General features: G+C 40.8%; 11 protein-coding genes and 1 riboswitch. Of the genes, 3 read left to right on the top strand and 8 right to left on the bottom strand.

What is annotated here, in order from left to right:
* Positions 1–67: 67 nt before the first annotated feature.
* The 6 genes from B2400_RS05075 to B2400_RS05050 all read right to left on the bottom strand — a co-directional run bounded on the left by B2400_RS05075 (position 68) and on the right by B2400_RS05050 (position 9,227).
* A complete protein-coding gene (locus B2400_RS05075) occupies positions 68–1,735 on the bottom strand; it encodes a PNGase F N-terminal domain-containing protein (RefSeq protein ID WP_286652359.1) in 1,668 nt (555 codons plus the stop codon).
* 8 nt (positions 1,736–1,743) lie between these two features.
* The gene (locus tag B2400_RS05070) at positions 1,744–2,787 is read right to left on the bottom strand and encodes a ferredoxin--NADP reductase (RefSeq protein WP_286652358.1); all 1,044 of its coding nucleotides are present in this window, start codon (positions 2,785–2,787) and stop codon (positions 1,744–1,746) included.
* Between the two features lie 719 nt (positions 2,788–3,506).
* Positions 3,507–6,530, bottom strand: a complete 3,024-nt coding sequence (gene infB / locus B2400_RS05065; protein ID WP_286652357.1) for a translation initiation factor IF-2 — start codon at positions 6,528–6,530, stop codon at positions 3,507–3,509.
* A 101-nt stretch (positions 6,531–6,631) separates the two neighbouring features.
* Complete coding sequence (gene nusA, locus B2400_RS05060; protein WP_149525616.1) at positions 6,632–7,870, bottom strand: transcription termination factor NusA; 1,239 nt, start codon at positions 7,868–7,870, stop codon at positions 6,632–6,634.
* A 2-nt stretch (positions 7,871–7,872) separates the two neighbouring features.
* Positions 7,873–8,337, bottom strand: coding sequence for a ribosome assembly cofactor RimP (rimP, locus tag B2400_RS05055; RefSeq protein WP_149525615.1), 465 nt, complete (start codon positions 8,335–8,337; stop codon positions 7,873–7,875).
* A gap of 116 nt (positions 8,338–8,453) precedes the next feature.
* Entirely contained in the window at positions 8,454–9,227 is a 774-nt protein-coding gene (locus B2400_RS05050; protein WP_149525614.1) for an XRE family transcriptional regulator, read from the bottom strand.
* Between the two features lie 115 nt (positions 9,228–9,342).
* Between B2400_RS05050 and B2400_RS05045 the strand changes: the two genes are divergently transcribed.
* Positions 9,343–9,666, top strand: coding sequence for a hypothetical protein (locus tag B2400_RS05045; RefSeq protein ID WP_286652355.1), 324 nt, complete (start codon positions 9,343–9,345; stop codon positions 9,664–9,666).
* 66 nt (positions 9,667–9,732) lie between these two features.
* Here the strand turns inward: B2400_RS05045 and B2400_RS05040 are convergent, their stop codons facing one another.
* Together B2400_RS05040 and B2400_RS05035 are read right to left on the bottom strand one after the other, a co-directional pair.
* On the bottom strand, positions 9,733–12,852 hold the full coding sequence (locus tag B2400_RS05040) for a DPP IV N-terminal domain-containing protein (RefSeq protein ID WP_286652354.1): 3,120 nt from the start codon (positions 12,850–12,852) through the stop codon (positions 9,733–9,735).
* Positions 12,853–12,901: 49 nt separating this feature from the next.
* A complete protein-coding gene (locus tag B2400_RS05035) occupies positions 12,902–15,226 on the bottom strand; it encodes a penicillin-binding protein 1A (RefSeq protein WP_293931528.1) in 2,325 nt (774 codons plus the stop codon).
* Between the two features lie 228 nt (positions 15,227–15,454).
* Between B2400_RS05035 and rpoN the strand changes: the two genes are divergently transcribed.
* Together rpoN and B2400_RS05025 are read left to right on the top strand one after the other, a co-directional pair.
* Positions 15,455–16,918: an RNA polymerase factor sigma-54 gene (gene rpoN / locus B2400_RS05030; protein ID WP_293931525.1), complete on the top strand. Its 1,464-nt coding sequence runs from the start codon at positions 15,455–15,457 to the stop codon at positions 16,916–16,918.
* Positions 16,919–17,488: 570 nt separating this feature from the next.
* Positions 17,489–17,582: riboswitch (SAM-I-IV-variant riboswitch) on the top strand.
* 57 nt (positions 17,583–17,639) lie between these two features.
* The gene (locus B2400_RS05025) at positions 17,640–17,897 is read left to right on the top strand and encodes a 5-oxoprolinase (protein WP_286651259.1); all 258 of its coding nucleotides are present in this window, start codon (positions 17,640–17,642) and stop codon (positions 17,895–17,897) included.
* The last annotated feature ends 162 nt before the right edge of the window (positions 17,898–18,059 follow it).

The raw sequence follows: 18,059 nt of genomic DNA, 5'->3' as shown, positions 1-18,059 counted from the left end.
TGTTTTCAGAGGCCATCAAGAACTTTCATCTCTGTTGGCTTTCCATTGGAAACATAGATATATTTTCTTATTCATAAATTAAACATCCGCTGGTATTCCAAAAGCTTTGGCTATCGCCTTCTTTCGGTCCTTGGGGAATTTGCACACGAATCGTATGCTCGCCTGCCGATAAATCGCCAAGATCTATGAAAACCGGGCTGGTAATCGTGCCGGGGCACCAATTCGAACGGCTTAAATCTGAAGACGACAGTCCGTTCTCAAAATTGCCGCTGACCGGATTGTATAGTCTATAACTACCACAGTCTAATCGCCATGGTGTAAATTTCATCTTTAGTTGGCCGTCTAAGTAGATGCTGTTGGCTTTAGGGACAAACTCATCACCATTTCCCCAACCTCCATGGCCGGTAGTGATGTAACGCAATCGAACATTTTTAAGGTCTTTGTCGAGCGTAAATTTTACTTCCAGCCCTTTTTCATAAGCAAACATCGTCGGATAGCCTTGACCTCCCATCTCCATCACGTTGGTGGTATTGAACAACGGCATAACCTGAACGCCAGAAGCATAATTTGAGCCTCCAGGGTGAATTGTTAGTTCTAAACTAACCTGATGGCCGCCTTTGTCATAATTACCAATATAAGTGCCGATATAAACTTCTTTTCCTGATAGACTGCTGGTGAATTCTGAAATGTCTTGACGATAACTTACACTATCTTGCCATGTCTTGCCTTTTAACTTCACGCGATCATTAAAATGGGATATACCGAAAGGTGTAAAGAATCGCATGAGTTCAAGTACTGGAGAATAACCTTCCGTACGCACCATACCGGGATACGCCGCCCCCTTCTCATCGGTATACATCGGCAAACTGTTCATTCCATTTTGCATGCCATCAAAAAAGGTCTGCTTCTGATCATCCGCTATCAAAAACACAGAGCCTGTTCGATCATATGCATCACCATTCGATTTCTGAATAACCTCAATAAATGCTTGGCTATCGGATGTAATTTCAGGTATCTTCACCTTTTTCAGGATGACCGTTCCTTCAGCAAATCGAAGAACGGAATCTGATTGGATTCCTGGCTGAAAACAGATTTGTTCATCTTGGAAGATTGGTATTTGGATAAAACGACTCTTCCAGAGTTGATCTTTATAGCTTAAGTCATCCAACAACGTTGATTCAAGGGGCTGTACGAACTCCTTTGGCCAGCTTTTCAGCTTCTCAATCGCCGCGACCCGAATCCCGGTATTGCCATTGCGACGGTATTCCAGAACCAGCCCTAAATCCTGCCCTATTAAATTCGGAGCAGCGTTTAAGCCAAGTGCATTCGAATACCATACTTCAATCGCATTGGAATTGATGGAGGTCTTTGCTAGCTTAGTATTATAACGGAGTATTTTCTTTGCTCCGGTATCCTGTTGAATAAATTCTAGCTTATTATAAATTCCCGGATCATAACTCGATATGGAACGCTTTTCAGACAATAGAGAGGTTCTATAACCTTTCCTGTTTTTTATATCTGCGAAAATCTGCTCAGCGGGATATCGAACCTGCCCGGAGATAATGCTTTCTTTGGTGATCACATACTTATCCTTGCTAACAAATAAAACGATTGGATCTTGCTTGATCATCGCACCGTCGCGAAAGGCATGGTAGGTTATCTTGTAGGTCTCCTGCCCTTTCACGTTTCCGATAAAGCAGGTTAGAAGGAATAAAAGAACGATTCTATTTAACATAAAAAAAATTATAAAACCTCAATAGTGGTTCCATCCTCCATAGGATGCGAGGTGCATATCAAACAACGTCCGTTATCAACTTCTCGATCTGTCAACACTTCGTTGTAATCCATGCGAACAGATCCCTTGGTTACTTGGGAAATACAGGTACTACACATTCCTGATTTGCATGAATAAGGTAGCTTAAGTTTATTCTCTAAGCCGACGTCCAAAATGCTTTTATTGTAAGGTATTGTCAGTGGGTGGTCTATCCCCTGAAAGCGGATAATAACATCATAGCTTGTCATATCCACCGGTTCTTCTTCTTTCTCATCCTCATCTTCCTCTTCTTCCGGAAAATGGAAAGTCTCTCGTTTGATATGATCGTCCGGAATTCCCATTCCTAAAAGAGTAAAACGACATAAATCCATGTAAAATAACGGACCACAGGTATAGAAAACATCCTCTTCCCCATCACTCTTATACTTCGCAACCAGCTCTAAGATATAATCACGGTTTAATCTAGCTTTTAAAAGGTTCTTCGTATTAGACCATATCCATTCAATATGCAAACGATCGGGATACGCTTCCTGCCATTTCAAAAGCTCCTCATAGAATACGGTTTGCTCTTTCGAGCTATTACTATAAACTAAGACAATCTTACTGTGTTCCTCACGAACTAAAGCAGTTTTCAAAATGGAAAACAATGGCGTAATGCCGACGCCTGCGCCAAAAAGGAAGATAGTTTGCTTATGATCGACATCCGGCTCATAGACAAATAGACCCTGAGGATCCATAACCTGTATAACATCCCCTACACGAGTCTGATGATGTAATAGTCGTGAGATTTCTCCATTATCGACACGCTTTACCGTAATCTCATAGGGTTCATCAACATCAGGTGAACTGCTGAAAGAATAAGAGCGACGAACTTCACGCTCACCAAAAGTAAATGATAAGGTCAAAAACTGCCCGGCTTTGTACGCCGGAAAGCTATTGGATAAATCTTGAAAACGAATAGAAATATTATGATTTGGATGCTGAACGATCTCAGAAATCTTAAAATTATACATATTTCAAAGATAGGAATTTGATATTACAGATTTGTAATCCTACCGTAGATATCATATGCGCAAAACTTCCATGTTTTTAAAGAAAAAACTACAGCAATGAAAGTAGAAAAGAACCTTTGACATCGCGCAATTTCACCAACAACTTTATCTTCTATTTAGAAACACCGACATGAATAGAACTTCTTGGTTGCCTTTGAAAACCTCCATTTTAGAAAAAAACACTCCTATTTTTATGCCAAAACTAACGTTCATTATAATTCTTGAAGGCAAATCATGAAACTCAATTTCACTAAAAATTATTATGCATCAACAAAAATAGAAATGGGAATAAATCGACTTAACGATCTTTGAAAACCAAGCAATTACACCTAAAGCTCTCAAATTTCCAAAGAAGCAGAAAGAGGAATAAGAATTCTAGTAAACTTATGAGAACACAAGCATTTGATGCTTCAACAAAAAAACAAATAGGAATGAAAGTAATTAATGACCTTTAAAAGCAGGCAATTACACTAAAAGTTGACATCTTTCCAAAGAAACACAAACAACACTGAAAACCCCTGTAAGCTTGTTAAAACATACAAATTGAACAAAGGCCGCTTACCTTACAAAAGAAAACTTAATAAGAATCAAATCCTTTAACAACTTCGACAAAGAAATAATCTCACAAAAAAAGCCGTACAGTAACTGTACGGCTTATATTTTAATCTCGCTTAAGCTAATTACAACTTACGCTTGATTTCAACTTGCTCGAATGCCTCAACGATATCTTTCTCTTGTATATCGTTGAATCTTTCAATGCTAAGACCACATTCGTAGCCTTGTGAAACCTCTTTAACGTCATCTTTAAAGCGTTTTAAGGATGCTAAGCGACCTGTATGGATAACAACACCATCACGAATAATACGGATATCGTTGTTTCTGTTGATCTTACCATCAAGAACCATACATCCCGCAATTGTACCAACTTTCGAAATCTTGAATACCTCACGAATTTCAACTTCCGCAACAATCTTCTCTTCCAATTTCGGAGCCAACATACCCTCCATCGCAGACTTGATCTCTTCAATCGCATCATAGATAATAGAGTAAAGGCGGATATCAATTTGCTCATTCTCAGCAAGCTTACGAGCACCTTGCGTAGGTCTTACTTGGAAACCAATAATAATCGCATCAGATGCAGAAGCTAATAATACATCGGACTCAGAAATAGCACCCACTGATTTATGGATAATATTAACTTGAATCTCATCTGTAGATAATTTCAATAATGAGTCAGACAATGCCTCGATAGAACCATCCACGTCACCTTTAACGATAATGTTAAGCTCTTTAAAGTTTCCGATAGCTAAACGACGACCAATTTCATCCAATGTGATGTGCTTAGTAGCGCGCATTCCTTGCTCACGTTGCAATTGAAGACGTTTATTCGCTACCTGACGTGCCTCCGACTCGCTCTCTAATACGTATAGCTTATCCCCTGCTGTAGGAGCACCCGCCATACCTAAAATCTGAACTGGAACAGAAGGTCCCGCCTCTTTAACGCGCTCTCCACGCTCATTGGTTAATGCCTTCACCTTACCGGAATAAGAACCAGCAAGAATCGGATCTCCAACACGAAGAGTACCTCCTTGGACAAGTACTGTTGTTACAATACCACGTCCTTTATCTAATGCAGCCTCAATAACAGAACCAACGGCACGTTTCTTCGGATCTGCAGTTAATTCTAACATTTCTGCCTCTAGCAATACCTTCTCTAACAATAACTCGACATTCTCACCTGTTTTTGCAGAAATCTCTTGAGCCTGGTATTTACCACCCCAATCTTCTACCAAGATGTTCATCGCCGATAATTGCTCACGAATACGGTCAGCGTTTGCTCCTGGTTTATCAACCTTTGTGAAAGCAAATACTATCGGTGATCCTGCCGCCATAGCATGGTTGATAGCCTCTTTCGTTTGAGGCATCACAGCATCATCCGCCGCAATTACGATAATTACAATATCTGTTACTTTCGCACCACGAGCACGCATCGCTGTAAACGCTTCGTGACCAGGTGTATCTAAGAAAGTAATCTTACGTCCGTCGTCTAATTTAACGGCATACGCACCGATGTGCTGGGTAATACCCCCTGCTTCACCTTTAGTTACATTTGCCTTACGGATATAATCTAATAAGGAAGTTTTACCGTGGTCAACGTGTCCCATCACCGTAACGATTGGCGCACGTGACACTAAGTTAGCCTCAGTATCTGGTTCCTCTAATTCTGCGACCTCTTCGTCCTCAGGTTTGATAAACTCAATCTGATATCCGAACTCATCAGCTACAATCGCTAATGTCTCAGCATCTAAACGTTGGTTGATTGACACAAACATTCCTAAGCTCATACAAGTTGCAATAACTTGAGTTACCGGAACATCCATCAGGTTAGCCAACTCGTTTGCAGTTACGAACTCCGTAACGCGCAACACCTTAGACATTGCCTCTTGTTCTAATGCAGCTTCTTCCGCAGATAATGCTATATCATCACGTTTTTGACGGCGTAGTTTAGCACGTTGAGCAAATTTGCCGGATTTACCAGCACCACTCAATCTTGCTAAGGTTGCTTTGATTTGATCTTGGATTTCCTTTTCTGTAGGCTCTTCTTTCGCTACCTCAGGTTTCCTACGATCATGATGGCGGTTATTTCCACCTCTGTTACCGTGACGGTCATTTTGTTGATTGCCGCCGCGACCTCCAGGGCGGTTATCGCCTCCTGGTCTTGGACGGTTTCCGTCCGGTCTATTTTGGTTCGGATGCTGTCCTTGGCCAGTGTTTTGGTTTTGATTATTTCTATCTCCACCATCATGTTGACCTACCGGCCCCGTTCCTTTATTCGTACGCTTGCGCTTACGCTTGTTATCATTGTTGTTTCCTGCACTCGCGGAGGAAGAAGCCACCGGTTTATGCGGTTTAGAAACTGGCAATTGAATTTTACCTACTACCTTCGGTCCACTTAATGTTTCCGAACGAGCACGAATAACCTCATCTTGAGGCTGTTCTTTTGTTGGCTGTTGAGCAGGTTGTTGCTTTACAGGTTCTGGCTTTTTCTCTACCACAGGTTGTTGTTTAACTTCTTTTACAGGAGCTTCGACTTTTGGCTGTTCTGCCTCTTTCACAGGCTCCTTCTTTTCTTCTACTTTTGGCTGATCTACTACAGGCTTAGCAACAGGCTCTTCAACCTTCTTAACAGGCTCTACCACCTCTTTCTTCTCTTCCACTACCGGTTTAGGCGTCTCTGCCACTTCTTCCTTAGGCTCCTCTTTCGGAGATGCCTTCGCACCACGCTTCAAGCTATCCAAATCAATCTTCCCAACAACCTTCAAAGCAGAATGGTGTTCTTCGGCTTTTTTATCCTCCGCTGTCTCAGCGGCAGGTGCTGCCGTAGTATTTTTAATTAAAATCTCTTTTACATCACCACTATCCTCACGCTGCTCAGTAGGCTCATCAGGTGTCGAGCCTTGAGTAGCAGCTGGACCTTCTTCACGGCGAATCTTGCCAATAACAATTTGTTTAGCTTCATCTTTGACATTCTTGTCGCCCTGAAATTCCTTCAAAAGAACCCCGTATTGATCCGCACTTAATTTAGTGTTAGGTTTTGATTCAACATCAAATCCCTTTTTCACTAAAAAGTCAACTGCAGTACCAATCCCAATGTTGAGCTCTTTTGCCGCTTTAAGCAAGTTTATACTTTTACCTTCTGACATCTACTAACTATAAAATGAGTTTCTTTTACAAAAATATGTTTTTTTACACGTATTTAACAATTTTTTACAAATTGTTAAGCAAGCAAAGCTTGGGCTGAATCTTATTCAAATTCAGCCTGCAAGATCCTAACGATCTCGCGAATCGTATCTTCTTCTAAATCTGTACGACGGATTAATTCGTCTTCAGTTAGCGAAAGAACCGATTTTGCAGTATCTAGACCAACGCGTTTCAATTCGTCGATGATCCAGTTGTCGATTTCGTCTGCGAATTCTTCGATATCCACATCCTCCTCTTCTTCTCCCGTCTCACGGTAAACATCGATTTCATAACCAGTCAATTTACCGGCTAATTTAATATTATGACCACCACGACCAATTGCTAATGACACTTGATCAGGTTTCAAATACACGGCAGCAGTCTTGTTCTCATCATCCAATTTAATAGATGTGATACGAGCAGGACTTAACGCACGAGTAATGTATAGTGAGTTATTCGTTGTAAAGTTGATTACGTCGATATTCTCATTGCGCAATTCACGAACAATACCATGAATACGAGAACCTTTCATACCCACACAAGCACCAACTGGATCGATACGGTCATCGTAAGATTCAACTGCTACTTTCGCGCGTTCTCCTGGTTCACGAACGATCTTCTTAATGGTAATCAATCCATCAAAGATTTCCGGAACTTCCAATTCAAATAAACGTTGTAGGAACTCAGGCGCTGTACGAGAAATGATAATCTTAGGATTACTATTCATCATATCCACCTTGTGAACTACGGCACGAATGCTATCACCTTTTTTGAAATAATCCGCAGGGATTTGTTCTGTTTTCGGAAGAATCAATTCATTGTTATCTTCATCTAACACCAAAATCTCTTTCTTCCAAATTTGGTAAACTTCACCAATAACAAGTTCGCCTTCGCGATCTTTATATTTTTTGAATACTTCGTCTTTCTCTAATTCTAAAATTTTCGAAACTAAGGTTTGACGAGCAGCTAATATCGCACGGCGACCGAAACTTTCTAAAGTAATCTGTTCGATATAATCATCTCCTACTTCAAGATCCGCATCATATTGGTGCGCCTCAGCCAATTCGATTTCTAAATCGTCATCTTCTGAGAAACCATCCTCCATAACAACACGCGTACGCCAGATCTCTAAGTCTCCGTTATCAGGGTTCACAATAACATCCACATTCTCGTCCGTCCCAAAACGCTTACGAATCATGCTACGGAATACCTCCTCTAATACTGTGATTACTGTAGGACGGTCAATGTTTTTAAAGTCCTTGAACTCCTGAAAAGAGTCTATTAAGTTAATATTACTACTCATTTCTATTTAAATGAAATTAACACCTTTGTTTCTTTTATTTGATCATATGGAATTTCGACCTCAACCAACTGAGACTTCTTTCCTTTTTCTTTTACTACTTCTTCCAGGTTGAATGATGACTCTCCAGCGGCGAGCAATTTCCCCTCACGTTTTGTTCCATCAAGCATCTGTACCTTCACGTTGCGTCCGATGTTTTTCTCGTATTGTCTACTCAACATTAAAGGAGTATCAATTCCTGGCGAAGAAACCTCTAATCGATAAGCTCTATCAATTACATTCTCTTCTTCCAAATGATATCCAACATGTCTGCTTACTTGAACACAATCTTCAATTGCGATTCCATTATCGCCATCAAGAAGAATCTCCAACACACCATTTTTCAAAAAACGGATGCTCACAATAAACAAATCTTCTCTATCGGCGATTTTCTCTAGAACTAGTTCTTTTACGCGCTCTTCAACCTGCATAATTTAATAAATGAATTAAAAAAGGGGGCATACCATGCCCCCTTCCTTTCAGATAGTACAAAGGTATAAATATTTTTTCAAAAACGCAAAACAATAATATTTGAGTGCATTTCAAATTAATTTTTATCGACTACAGCCTTGATTGTTTTCTGCATTTGCGCCATCATAGAAGATAGACCTTCTAAGGTAGGCTCCGGACTCGGCTCTGGTAGCTCAGTACTAATAAAAGCTTTCGCCTTCCACACTTCAATTATATCTCCTGCATCTACCCAATAAGGTTCGTATGTTTTATTATCAGAAACCAACTTCAGGCCCTTATCCTCTTTATATTTTTGTCCAATACGTTTATAAACAATCCCATCATTAGAAGACACAATCACATAGGTCTGTCCAGTCTTAATGTCGTGCCAATTTTCAACATACTCCGCGATAATCAACGAGCCTGATGGCAAAGGCAACATCGAGTCACCTTTGATTTCAAAAGCACGATAGGTCCCCTGATTAAACATAGGTAGGGAAAATTTAGGCAATTCCTTCACATACTCCGGATCACCATAGCCATTTAAATATCCAGCACTTGCTTTCACCGGCACCAATTCAATATTCTCGCGATCGTCCGCATCTACCGTCACACTCAATACACGAAGATTAGAAGCATTACTTTTCGGAGTAGGTTTCCACTTATCATCTATAACATCATTAGCCAATTCGTCCATCGACAACTCATAGAACTCAGCTATTTTTTTTAGCAATTCATATTTAGGCTCCGCCCTATCCTCTTCATACGCCCCTACGGAAGCACGTTTAATCTCCATTAAATCAGCAAATTGCTGTTGCGTAACCCCCTTTTTCTTTCTTAGATACTTCAGATTTGATGCGATGTTGGACATATAAATATTTTTAAAATAAATTTTTCAAATACTAATATTATTAGTAATATTGTGCCAATAAAATTAGTAAAACATATTTAAATAACCAAATATTTTAGCTAAAACAGGATTTAACATGAAAACATTCTACCTTTACATCAGCACAGACGCAAACAGAAGACACCTTCAGCCCGGCATCACAAATGATATTATTGGAATACAGCAGCAATTGCAGGACCCAACAAATGCAGGTATGTTCTCCTCAGCAGTATTAAATCGAATAGTATATATAGAATCATTTGCTTCAGAAAGAGAAGCAGAAAGAAGATATCAAGAACTATGCGGATTAGGACGTATGGTGCGTGAAAGACTGGTCCGCAGAAATAATCCCAATTGGTTAAGTCTAGGCCTGCCGTTGCCTGGACTTAACCCAACGAAAAAAGCCGTTGTTTTCGCATAACGCTAAACAACGGCCTTAACAACCTTACCCTCACTAATCTCTTTCAATCTTCAATCATAGCTTTGACTACCATCCTGGTGCAAAGTTTAATCCAAACGTTCCAAATTTAGAACGGGTCGGATTATTCAGCTGAATAGCATAGTAAGGCTCTAATATCATCGCCCCGAATAAATTCACGCGAAGGGAAACCCCAGCGCTGAATACCGGCATACGCACAGCAGGGTCATAATAATATTCACCGGATGCAGGATCTTGAAGCCTATCTTCATCCGTTTTTGTCCATTTAATCGTACTGCCATTTTTCCATGCTAAACCTCCATCAATAAAGAAGTTCAAATCAGAGAACAACAAGCCTGAAGGAAGCACCGCTAGCTTTTCCGGCCCTGTGAATGGAAGTCTTAATTCGAGGTTACCCACCACCATCTTGGATCCAGAAAGGTCATTAAAAGAAACCATACTGCTCGGACCGAAACTACTGCTTTCAAAACCACGAATTAGATAAGGATAGCCAATATAGATATTATACAATTGATCCGCTCCATCACCTACGCGCATGTAGGAATACACACGTGCCGCCAACGTAAATGGCTTCATGCGATGGTATTTTCTTAAGTCAATATTGATCGCTGTAAAATTGAACGTTCCAAAGTATTGCTCCGCTCCTAAGCGATAACGGAACCCTTGTAATGGCGCCGCAATCCCAAATACGGCATTATCTCCTACAAATCCAGCATTCACTTGGAAGAGATTAAAAGGATCCAATCGAGCGCCTAAAAGCTGACTTGCTTCATCCGTAGGAACACGCTCTCTGTCCGCGTAGTAAAAATTTCCCAAAGTTTGATAATAGCGATCAACGCGATAAGAATTATAAGAAGCGGCAGCGCCAGTTTCAAAACGATGATGTTTATTGAATGGATAAGCAACAAACCCATCCACCTGAGTCTGGAATGACCGAACTAAATATTGATCAAGCACGGGCTCTTCAGTGCCGCGTCCAATATCACGGAAATCATACTGATAAAATCCAAAACGATAAGGGATATGCGAGATCGAACCACCCCAATTCCAACGCGAGCGCTGGTTGATATAAGCGACCTGACCACCGAAGTCGTAAATCTCACCATTGATATTCAATGCCGCAAAAATCTGGTTATAACCAAGAATATCGGAGAACATCCCCTGAACCCCCGAAGCAATACCCGCACCATAGCGCGAGCCCACAGACATCCCCACACCACTATTTGCCAGATAATCCAACTTGAATTTCGGCTTGTATGGGATATTATTAATCTGCGAATCAGAAATCCGACTATATGCGTTAAAATTCTCTAGGTTCGTATTCACCACATTAACGCCACGTGCTTGAAGCGGCGGCAACATCGCAGCTTCGAAATCTACAGCACCTGCACTAACAGGCTGCGCTTCGAACTCTGTTGCTTTAGCCTTATAAACACTATAAGCGTTGTTTTTAAAATATGAGTAAACAATATCATCATTCGCAGAAATACTCATCGCTGGCGAATATTCTGTAATCCCTGAAATCCCAGTAAAGAAATCCGTCATTCGAGCGACTTGTTGCGTCTCAAAAGTATAACGATACATATTTCTATAGCCATCACTATTAGACAGGAAATAGATATCCTTTCCGTCGGATGAGAAATGCGGATTCAAATTGTTCGCCCCAGGGAAAACATCCAGATTCGTAATCTTTTTTGTTGCCACTTCTACAAACGCCAAGTTCATCGGTATATCTACCGTGCGTGAGTCCGAACTTAAAGCAACACGGTCTGTACTGAATACGATATATTTTCCGTCACGCGAAAAACTAGGTTGAAAGTCTGAGAATCGATCATCCATCAATTGATCCACGACCTTTGTCTGCAAATTATATACGTAAATATCAGAATGTCCGTTGGATAGGCCCGAGAAAGCAACATGTACGCCATCAGGCGCCCATGTGATATTCGTGAATTCCGAAATCTCCCCCATTGCTTCGACCGAAAGGGTCTTCCCGGTCTCCACATCGACAACCATCAATTTATTCTTACCCTCACTAAATACCGAGAAAGCAAACTTCTTGCTATCCGGCGAGAACGTACCGGCGGATTCTAAGAAACTAAATTCATCAATATCCTTATTGGTGAGTCGACTGCCGAGCTTTCGAACAATCTTCCCCGTCTGCGCATCCGCTAAAAACAAGTCAATACTAAATAAATCCAACTCCGATAAGAAAGCCACATATTTGCCATCTGGCGATATTGCAGGAGAAACGTTCATTCGCCCCGCATTTTTAGTCGTCAATAAGGCTTGACCAATAGGTCTTGATGTTGTGTCCTTACCTGAATTGCGGTAAGTATTCTCCATGCTGTTTTTCCAAAGCGTGGACATGGTCTGCGCGTCGTATCCAAAAACGCGACGAATACCATGCTCATAGCCATACTTTGCCGTTTCTATAAACAAAGGCATGATAACGGTATCTCCGTAGGTCGACCCGATATAGGACCAAAAAGCCTGACCATAACGATACGGAAAATAACGATTCATCTGTTGCGTCATCTGCCCCAAAGAAGGCAGGTCGTTTCTAGCATAGGCATCCCGCATCCACATCGATGTAAAAGCATCTTTCTTTCCAATAGAAAAATACTCCGCCATACCTTCAACCATCCATAAAGGAATGTTTGCTACATTCTCTAAGCGCGTGGAATCACCCCCCTCGATGAGCACCCGATACTGAAACGCATGCACCATCTCGTGGCCCAAAACGTGGCGCGTCTGCTGATTGATTTGCATAATCGGCATGACAACACGTTGTTTGAACGCTTCCGTAACACCACCAGTTCCTACACTGATCTCCCCGCTAATAGCAGTGGTCTGTTGAAATTCCGGATGATTATTATAGAATATGATTGGGTTCTTTCTAAAGAAAGTATCTTGGAATACCTGTTGATGCAACTCATACCATACTTCACTTTCCTTGGCCAACCAATTCATCATCGAATCGTTCTTCAAGTAATAGTATAAGTTAAAGTGCGGTGTTTCATACACCTTGAAATCCAATTTCTTATAGCGCATTTTGTTCTGCCCAAAATATTGCGCATTCACCATCTGGGGAAACATTCCTAAAAACAGTAAAAAGCATATTGCAGCAGCAAATAGCTTAGATAAGCGTGTTTGGTTAAATTTCATAAACTAAGAATCAGTATATAAAAGTAAGTATTTCAGCCAGTATTTTCAATTACTCTTGTCCTTCCTCTTCTCCCTGAATCTCCTGCAGAATTTCCGGCAATGTCAATGCGGGCACTTCCGTTTCCCCTTCTACTGCGCCAGAATCTGGAGTGTCGCGTGTCGAACGAACTCGAGGACCCGGACAATTATAAGTCTTTTTAATCTCTACGGTAGGTTCCGGAAATTTCCCGGTCGTAACGCCCAATTCAGGACGCTTATATAGTTCTTCCATGTAGACCGCAAAAATCGGCAAAGCAGTTTTCGACCCCTCGCCGGTTGCCGAACTTTTAAAGTGTATGCTCTGCTCATCACAGCCCACCCAAACACCAGTCACCAAGTCCTTCGTCACGCCCATATACCAGCCATCCACATAATCAGAAGAAGTTCCCGTCTTCCCACCTATCTCATTCTCATTGTCAAATAAATCCCATTCCCACAGTGCTTGCGAAGTACCGCCAGACTCTTCAATCGTACCACGAAGCATATAGCCCATTAACCATGCATTCTCCGGGCTAATAACTTGCTTCTGTTCGGATTTAAACTCAGCCAATACCTTCCCATCTTTATCTTCAATACGCTTCACCAAAATAGGCTCGGTCTTCTTCCCTGCATTCATAAATGTGCTATAGGCACGAACCATTTCAAAAACAGAAACCTCATTAGACCCTAAGCCTACCGAAGGAACAGATTCTAATTTGCTGTCAATTCCACAGGTATGCGCCATCTTCACAACATTATCCCAGCCCACTTCTTCCGTTATTTGAGCCGTTACTGAATTTAATGAACGAGCTAAGGCATGTCTTAGCGACAGTTCACTATAAGAAAAATTCCAATCTGCATTTTTAGGCTCCCAAATCTCATGTTCACCCTTATTGTTAACAAATTCGATTTTAACTGGTTTGTCGGAATATTTATCACAAGGAGTTTTTCCAGCTTCTAATGCCGTCACATACGCAAACGGCTTAAATGTCGATCCCGGTTGACGTTTGGCTTGGTTGACATGATCAAATTTGTAATAATCATGGTTGATACCCCCTACCCAAACTTTGATCTCGCCAGAATACGGATTCATCGACATCATCCCTGTATTCAACATCGAAATATAGTGCTTCAAGGAATCCATCGAGGAGTATTCTACCTTTTCCATACCGTCCCAGGTAAATACCTCCATCTCCTTTTTCCTGTTCAGCTCCTCAAAAACCTTCGCCTCATCATTATACTTTTCTTTCAGATAAGCGTAAGCGGGCAACTTGCGCGCTTGGTCTTCTAAGAAATTCGGAATTACATTTCCTTCTTTATCGCGCCATGGCTCCTGTCCGGACCAAACATTATCTAGTCGTCGTTGCAATTCCTTCATTTTTAAGGCGACAGCATCTTCCGCAATCTTTTGCATGCGCGAATCGATCGTTGTATAAATCTTCAATCCCGAAGTGTAGATGTCAACCTCATTCTCCTCAGCCCACTTTTCTAACCATTTCTCCACCGCTGTGCGCAAGTATGAGTCATTTGAGTTTCGAACCTCTTGATTGTTCAAATTCAAGCCCAGAGAATCCTGCGATAAGGTTTTTACTTCCTCGGGCTTTAAATACCCCTCTTTCTGCATTTGCCCCAATACAACATTGCGGCGACTTAAAGCATTCTTAGGATTACGAATCGGATTATATAGGGTTGTACCCTTCAACATACCGATAAGTACGGCAGCTTCGTTCACAGAGATCTCCGATGGCAACTTATCGAAATAGCGTACAGAAGCAGATTTAATTCCGTAGGCATTATTGCTAAATGATACCGTGTTCAGATACATCGTAATGATCTCTTGTTTACTGTACTTATTTTCCAATTTGAATGCCGTCATCCATTCTTTGTACTTCGTCACAATAATTCCCACGCCGGGAATTTTGCCTAGCAGGCCTTGTGAATCTTTGTAACGAGTTCTGTATAGGTTTTTCGCTAACTGCTGTGTGATGGTACTCGCCCCCCTATCGCTTCCACCTACCGTAGACAAAACCCCTGCAAATAGACCAATGACGTCGACGCCATTGTGCTTATAAAAACGGACATCTTCTGTCGCGATTAATGCGTTAATGATATTGGGAGATATACTATCGAAAGGAACCGGATCACGATCTTGTTTGTAATAACGACCGATGAGCACGGAGTCTGCGGTATATAATTCAGAGGAAACGTTTAGGCTGGGCAACAAAATCTCTTTCTTCGTGGGAGATGCTCCAAACAGGCCTAGAAAGTTGATTTGTACCGCGCAAGTAAATAAAATAACGAAATAGATAATTATCAGTGCGATACGCAAGAATTTGTTTTTAACCCGTCTAAACATGAGGTAAATATGAACAAAACTTTGGAAAAAACTGTATTAAAACGCTTAAAAATGTACTTAGGTTTAAAAATTAACGAATTTTAACAGTTCGCTTTTTGAAGCACATTTCTCCTTGTGAATGAACAAGTATTGCCGCAAAAATTATACCTAAATCCAATTCCCTAAAATAATATATTGATCTTCATTAAATAATAATCGCTATTTTTACCATGATTTATAATCGGGGACATGTTAAAACAAACGTTACAGCAGAAATTATTACAAAAATTATCGCCTCAGCAGATTCAATTCATTAAACTTCTTCAAGTACCAACGGTATCGCTTGATGCCCGTATTAAAGAAGAATTGGAAGAAAATCCTGCGCTAGAAGACGGCAGTTTGGCCAATATGAATGAGCCTGTCGAGGAATATCCTGACAAGGATCCTGACGATGATTTTAACGCAGAAGAAAGCAACTACGAAGATGAATTTTCTGTAGATGAATATATCCAAGAAGATGATTATAAGGATTATGGTGGTGGTTATGATTCGGATGATGATGACAACAAGAAGGAAATACCCATCGCTATCCAAGATTCATTCTTCGAGAACTTACAAAATCAGCTTGATTTGTTAGCTCTTTCCAATAAAGATTATTTAATCGGCCAACAGATTATCGGCAGTTTGGATGACGACGGATATTTGCGTCGCCCCATCCCCTCATTAATTGACGATTTAGCATTCTCGCAGAACGTTATCGTTGAAGAGAAGGATGTGGAAGAAATGTTGCGCATTATTCAGGAATTTGACCCTGCGGGTATTGGAGCACGAAGCTTACAAGAGTGTCTAGCGATACAATTGCGCAAAAAGGATCAAGAGAACCCGATTATCCAAAAGGCTATGCAGGTGGTTGAAAACTACCTCGAAGAGTTTACAAAGAAGCATTACGATAAAATCGAAAAACAATTGGGTGTCAACTCCGAAGAGCTTCGAGATATCGTCAATGAAATCCTTAAACTAAACCCAAAACCAGGTGATTCAGGAGCTGCAGCAGGAAAACAGCTTCACATTATCCCCGACTTCCATATCAGCAATAATGATGGTGTGCTGCACCTGACACTTAATGGCAGAAATGCACCCGAGCTGCGTGTATCCCGCTCTTATCAGGAAATGTTTGAACATTATGAGAAAGCGGAAAAGAACGATAAGAAGATGCGCGAAGCGGTACAGTTTGTAAAACAAAAACTCGACTCCGCAAAATGGTTTATCGACGCTATCAAACAACGGCAGCAGACACTCCTAAAAACCATGAACGCCATCATGGAATATCAATATGAGTATTTCTTAACTGGAGACGACCGTATGCTTAAGCCTATGATTCTGAAAGACATAGCAGACCGCATTGAAATGGATATTTCAACTGTATCCCGCGTTGCAAACTCCAAATACGTACAAACAGAATTCGGAACCTTCCTTCTTAAATCTTTCTTCTCCGAGGCTATCCAAACAGAGTCTGGCGAGGAAGTATCGAACAAGGAAGTGAAGAAAATCCTTGAAGAGTGCATTGCCAACGAAGACAAAAGAAAACCGCTTGCCGACGAGAAACTTACCGAAATCTTGAAAGAAAAAGGATATTCCATCGCTCGTAGAACAGTCGCGAAATACCGCGAAGCAATGAATATCCCGGTAGCAAGGTTGAGGAAGGAATTGTAAGATAGATATTAGATTTTAGACATTAGATATTAGAGCAAGGCGCCGATAAGGCGCCTTGCTTTTTGATCTTTTGTTTTTGAAGAGATAGGAGATATTTTCTTCAATTGATTTGAAGGGAAGGAAAGTTTGTCTTGGATTAGAAGAAGGAAGGTGAGTTAGTTCTGAACCAGGAAAGGAAGGATACAAAGATTCGCAGGATCCTGGCCATCCTTACATCCTTTTTTTCCTGGTTCAAGACAACATTTCCAACAAACACGACATCAGCCCCTATCCTGTCCATCATTTTATCATTTTTTTCCTGGTTCAAGACAACATTGTCAACAAAGCCAACAACACCAGCTCACCCCTCCTTTGGCTCAGACCCAATTCAAAACCCTTTCAAAACCCTTTATTAACCCAATCAAGACCGCTCGGAAAGGGTTATGATATGGTTATAAAAAGCTTTTGATTAGTAGCATATTGCTACTTGTCCTTACTCCTCCTATTTAACCACTTAAGAACTGCTTTAGAGGACTCTAAAAATAATTTTTCACAAAAATTTGGATTTCTAAAATAATATCTACTAAATTTGTAGAGTATTCAGAATTGCGATAGCAATACCAACCGAGTGAAGACACCGCGGTGGTAAAACAATACGGGTATCATACCAAAATAAACGCAGTTGCTTTATTTAACCCTTTCTGAATGCAATTATGGTTAAACCCTTTTAATTCTTAATTGTATGTCAAACACAAAACCTTTACAACAGCACCTTGTAGAACAATTTAACAACTACTCTACTCAAGAACTTGTCATTCTCAACAACGATATCGTCAAATCAAATTGGGGCAAAAGTAAATCTGTTTTCCGCTCTGCCCTATTATCGGCATTATCGAAAAGAGGAATCGATCTTTCCGAGATTATCTCGAAAGAAGATGGAATAACATTGATTCAGCGAGTAGCAGTGCGTTTGGAAGCCAATAGACTTATTGCTATTTAGGATAGTAGTTAGTATTTAGACCTGGGGCGGAATTAGATGTAGGAAATTAGGCATTAGACTAGTCTATGAACTAGGAAGGGAAGGATTTAAGAATTAACAGGATCGAATCTAAGCTCTATTGTCTGATATCTAGTGTTTAGTCTGAACCTTTGGTTTAGAAAG

The organism is Sphingobacterium sp. UBA6645 (genome assembly GCF_002455685.1).
Lineage (GTDB): Bacteria > Bacteroidota > Bacteroidia > Sphingobacteriales > Sphingobacteriaceae > Sphingobacterium > Sphingobacterium hotanense.
The sequence above is the reverse complement of the archived record's forward strand: the minus strand, read 5'-3'. Positions and strand labels throughout refer to the sequence as shown.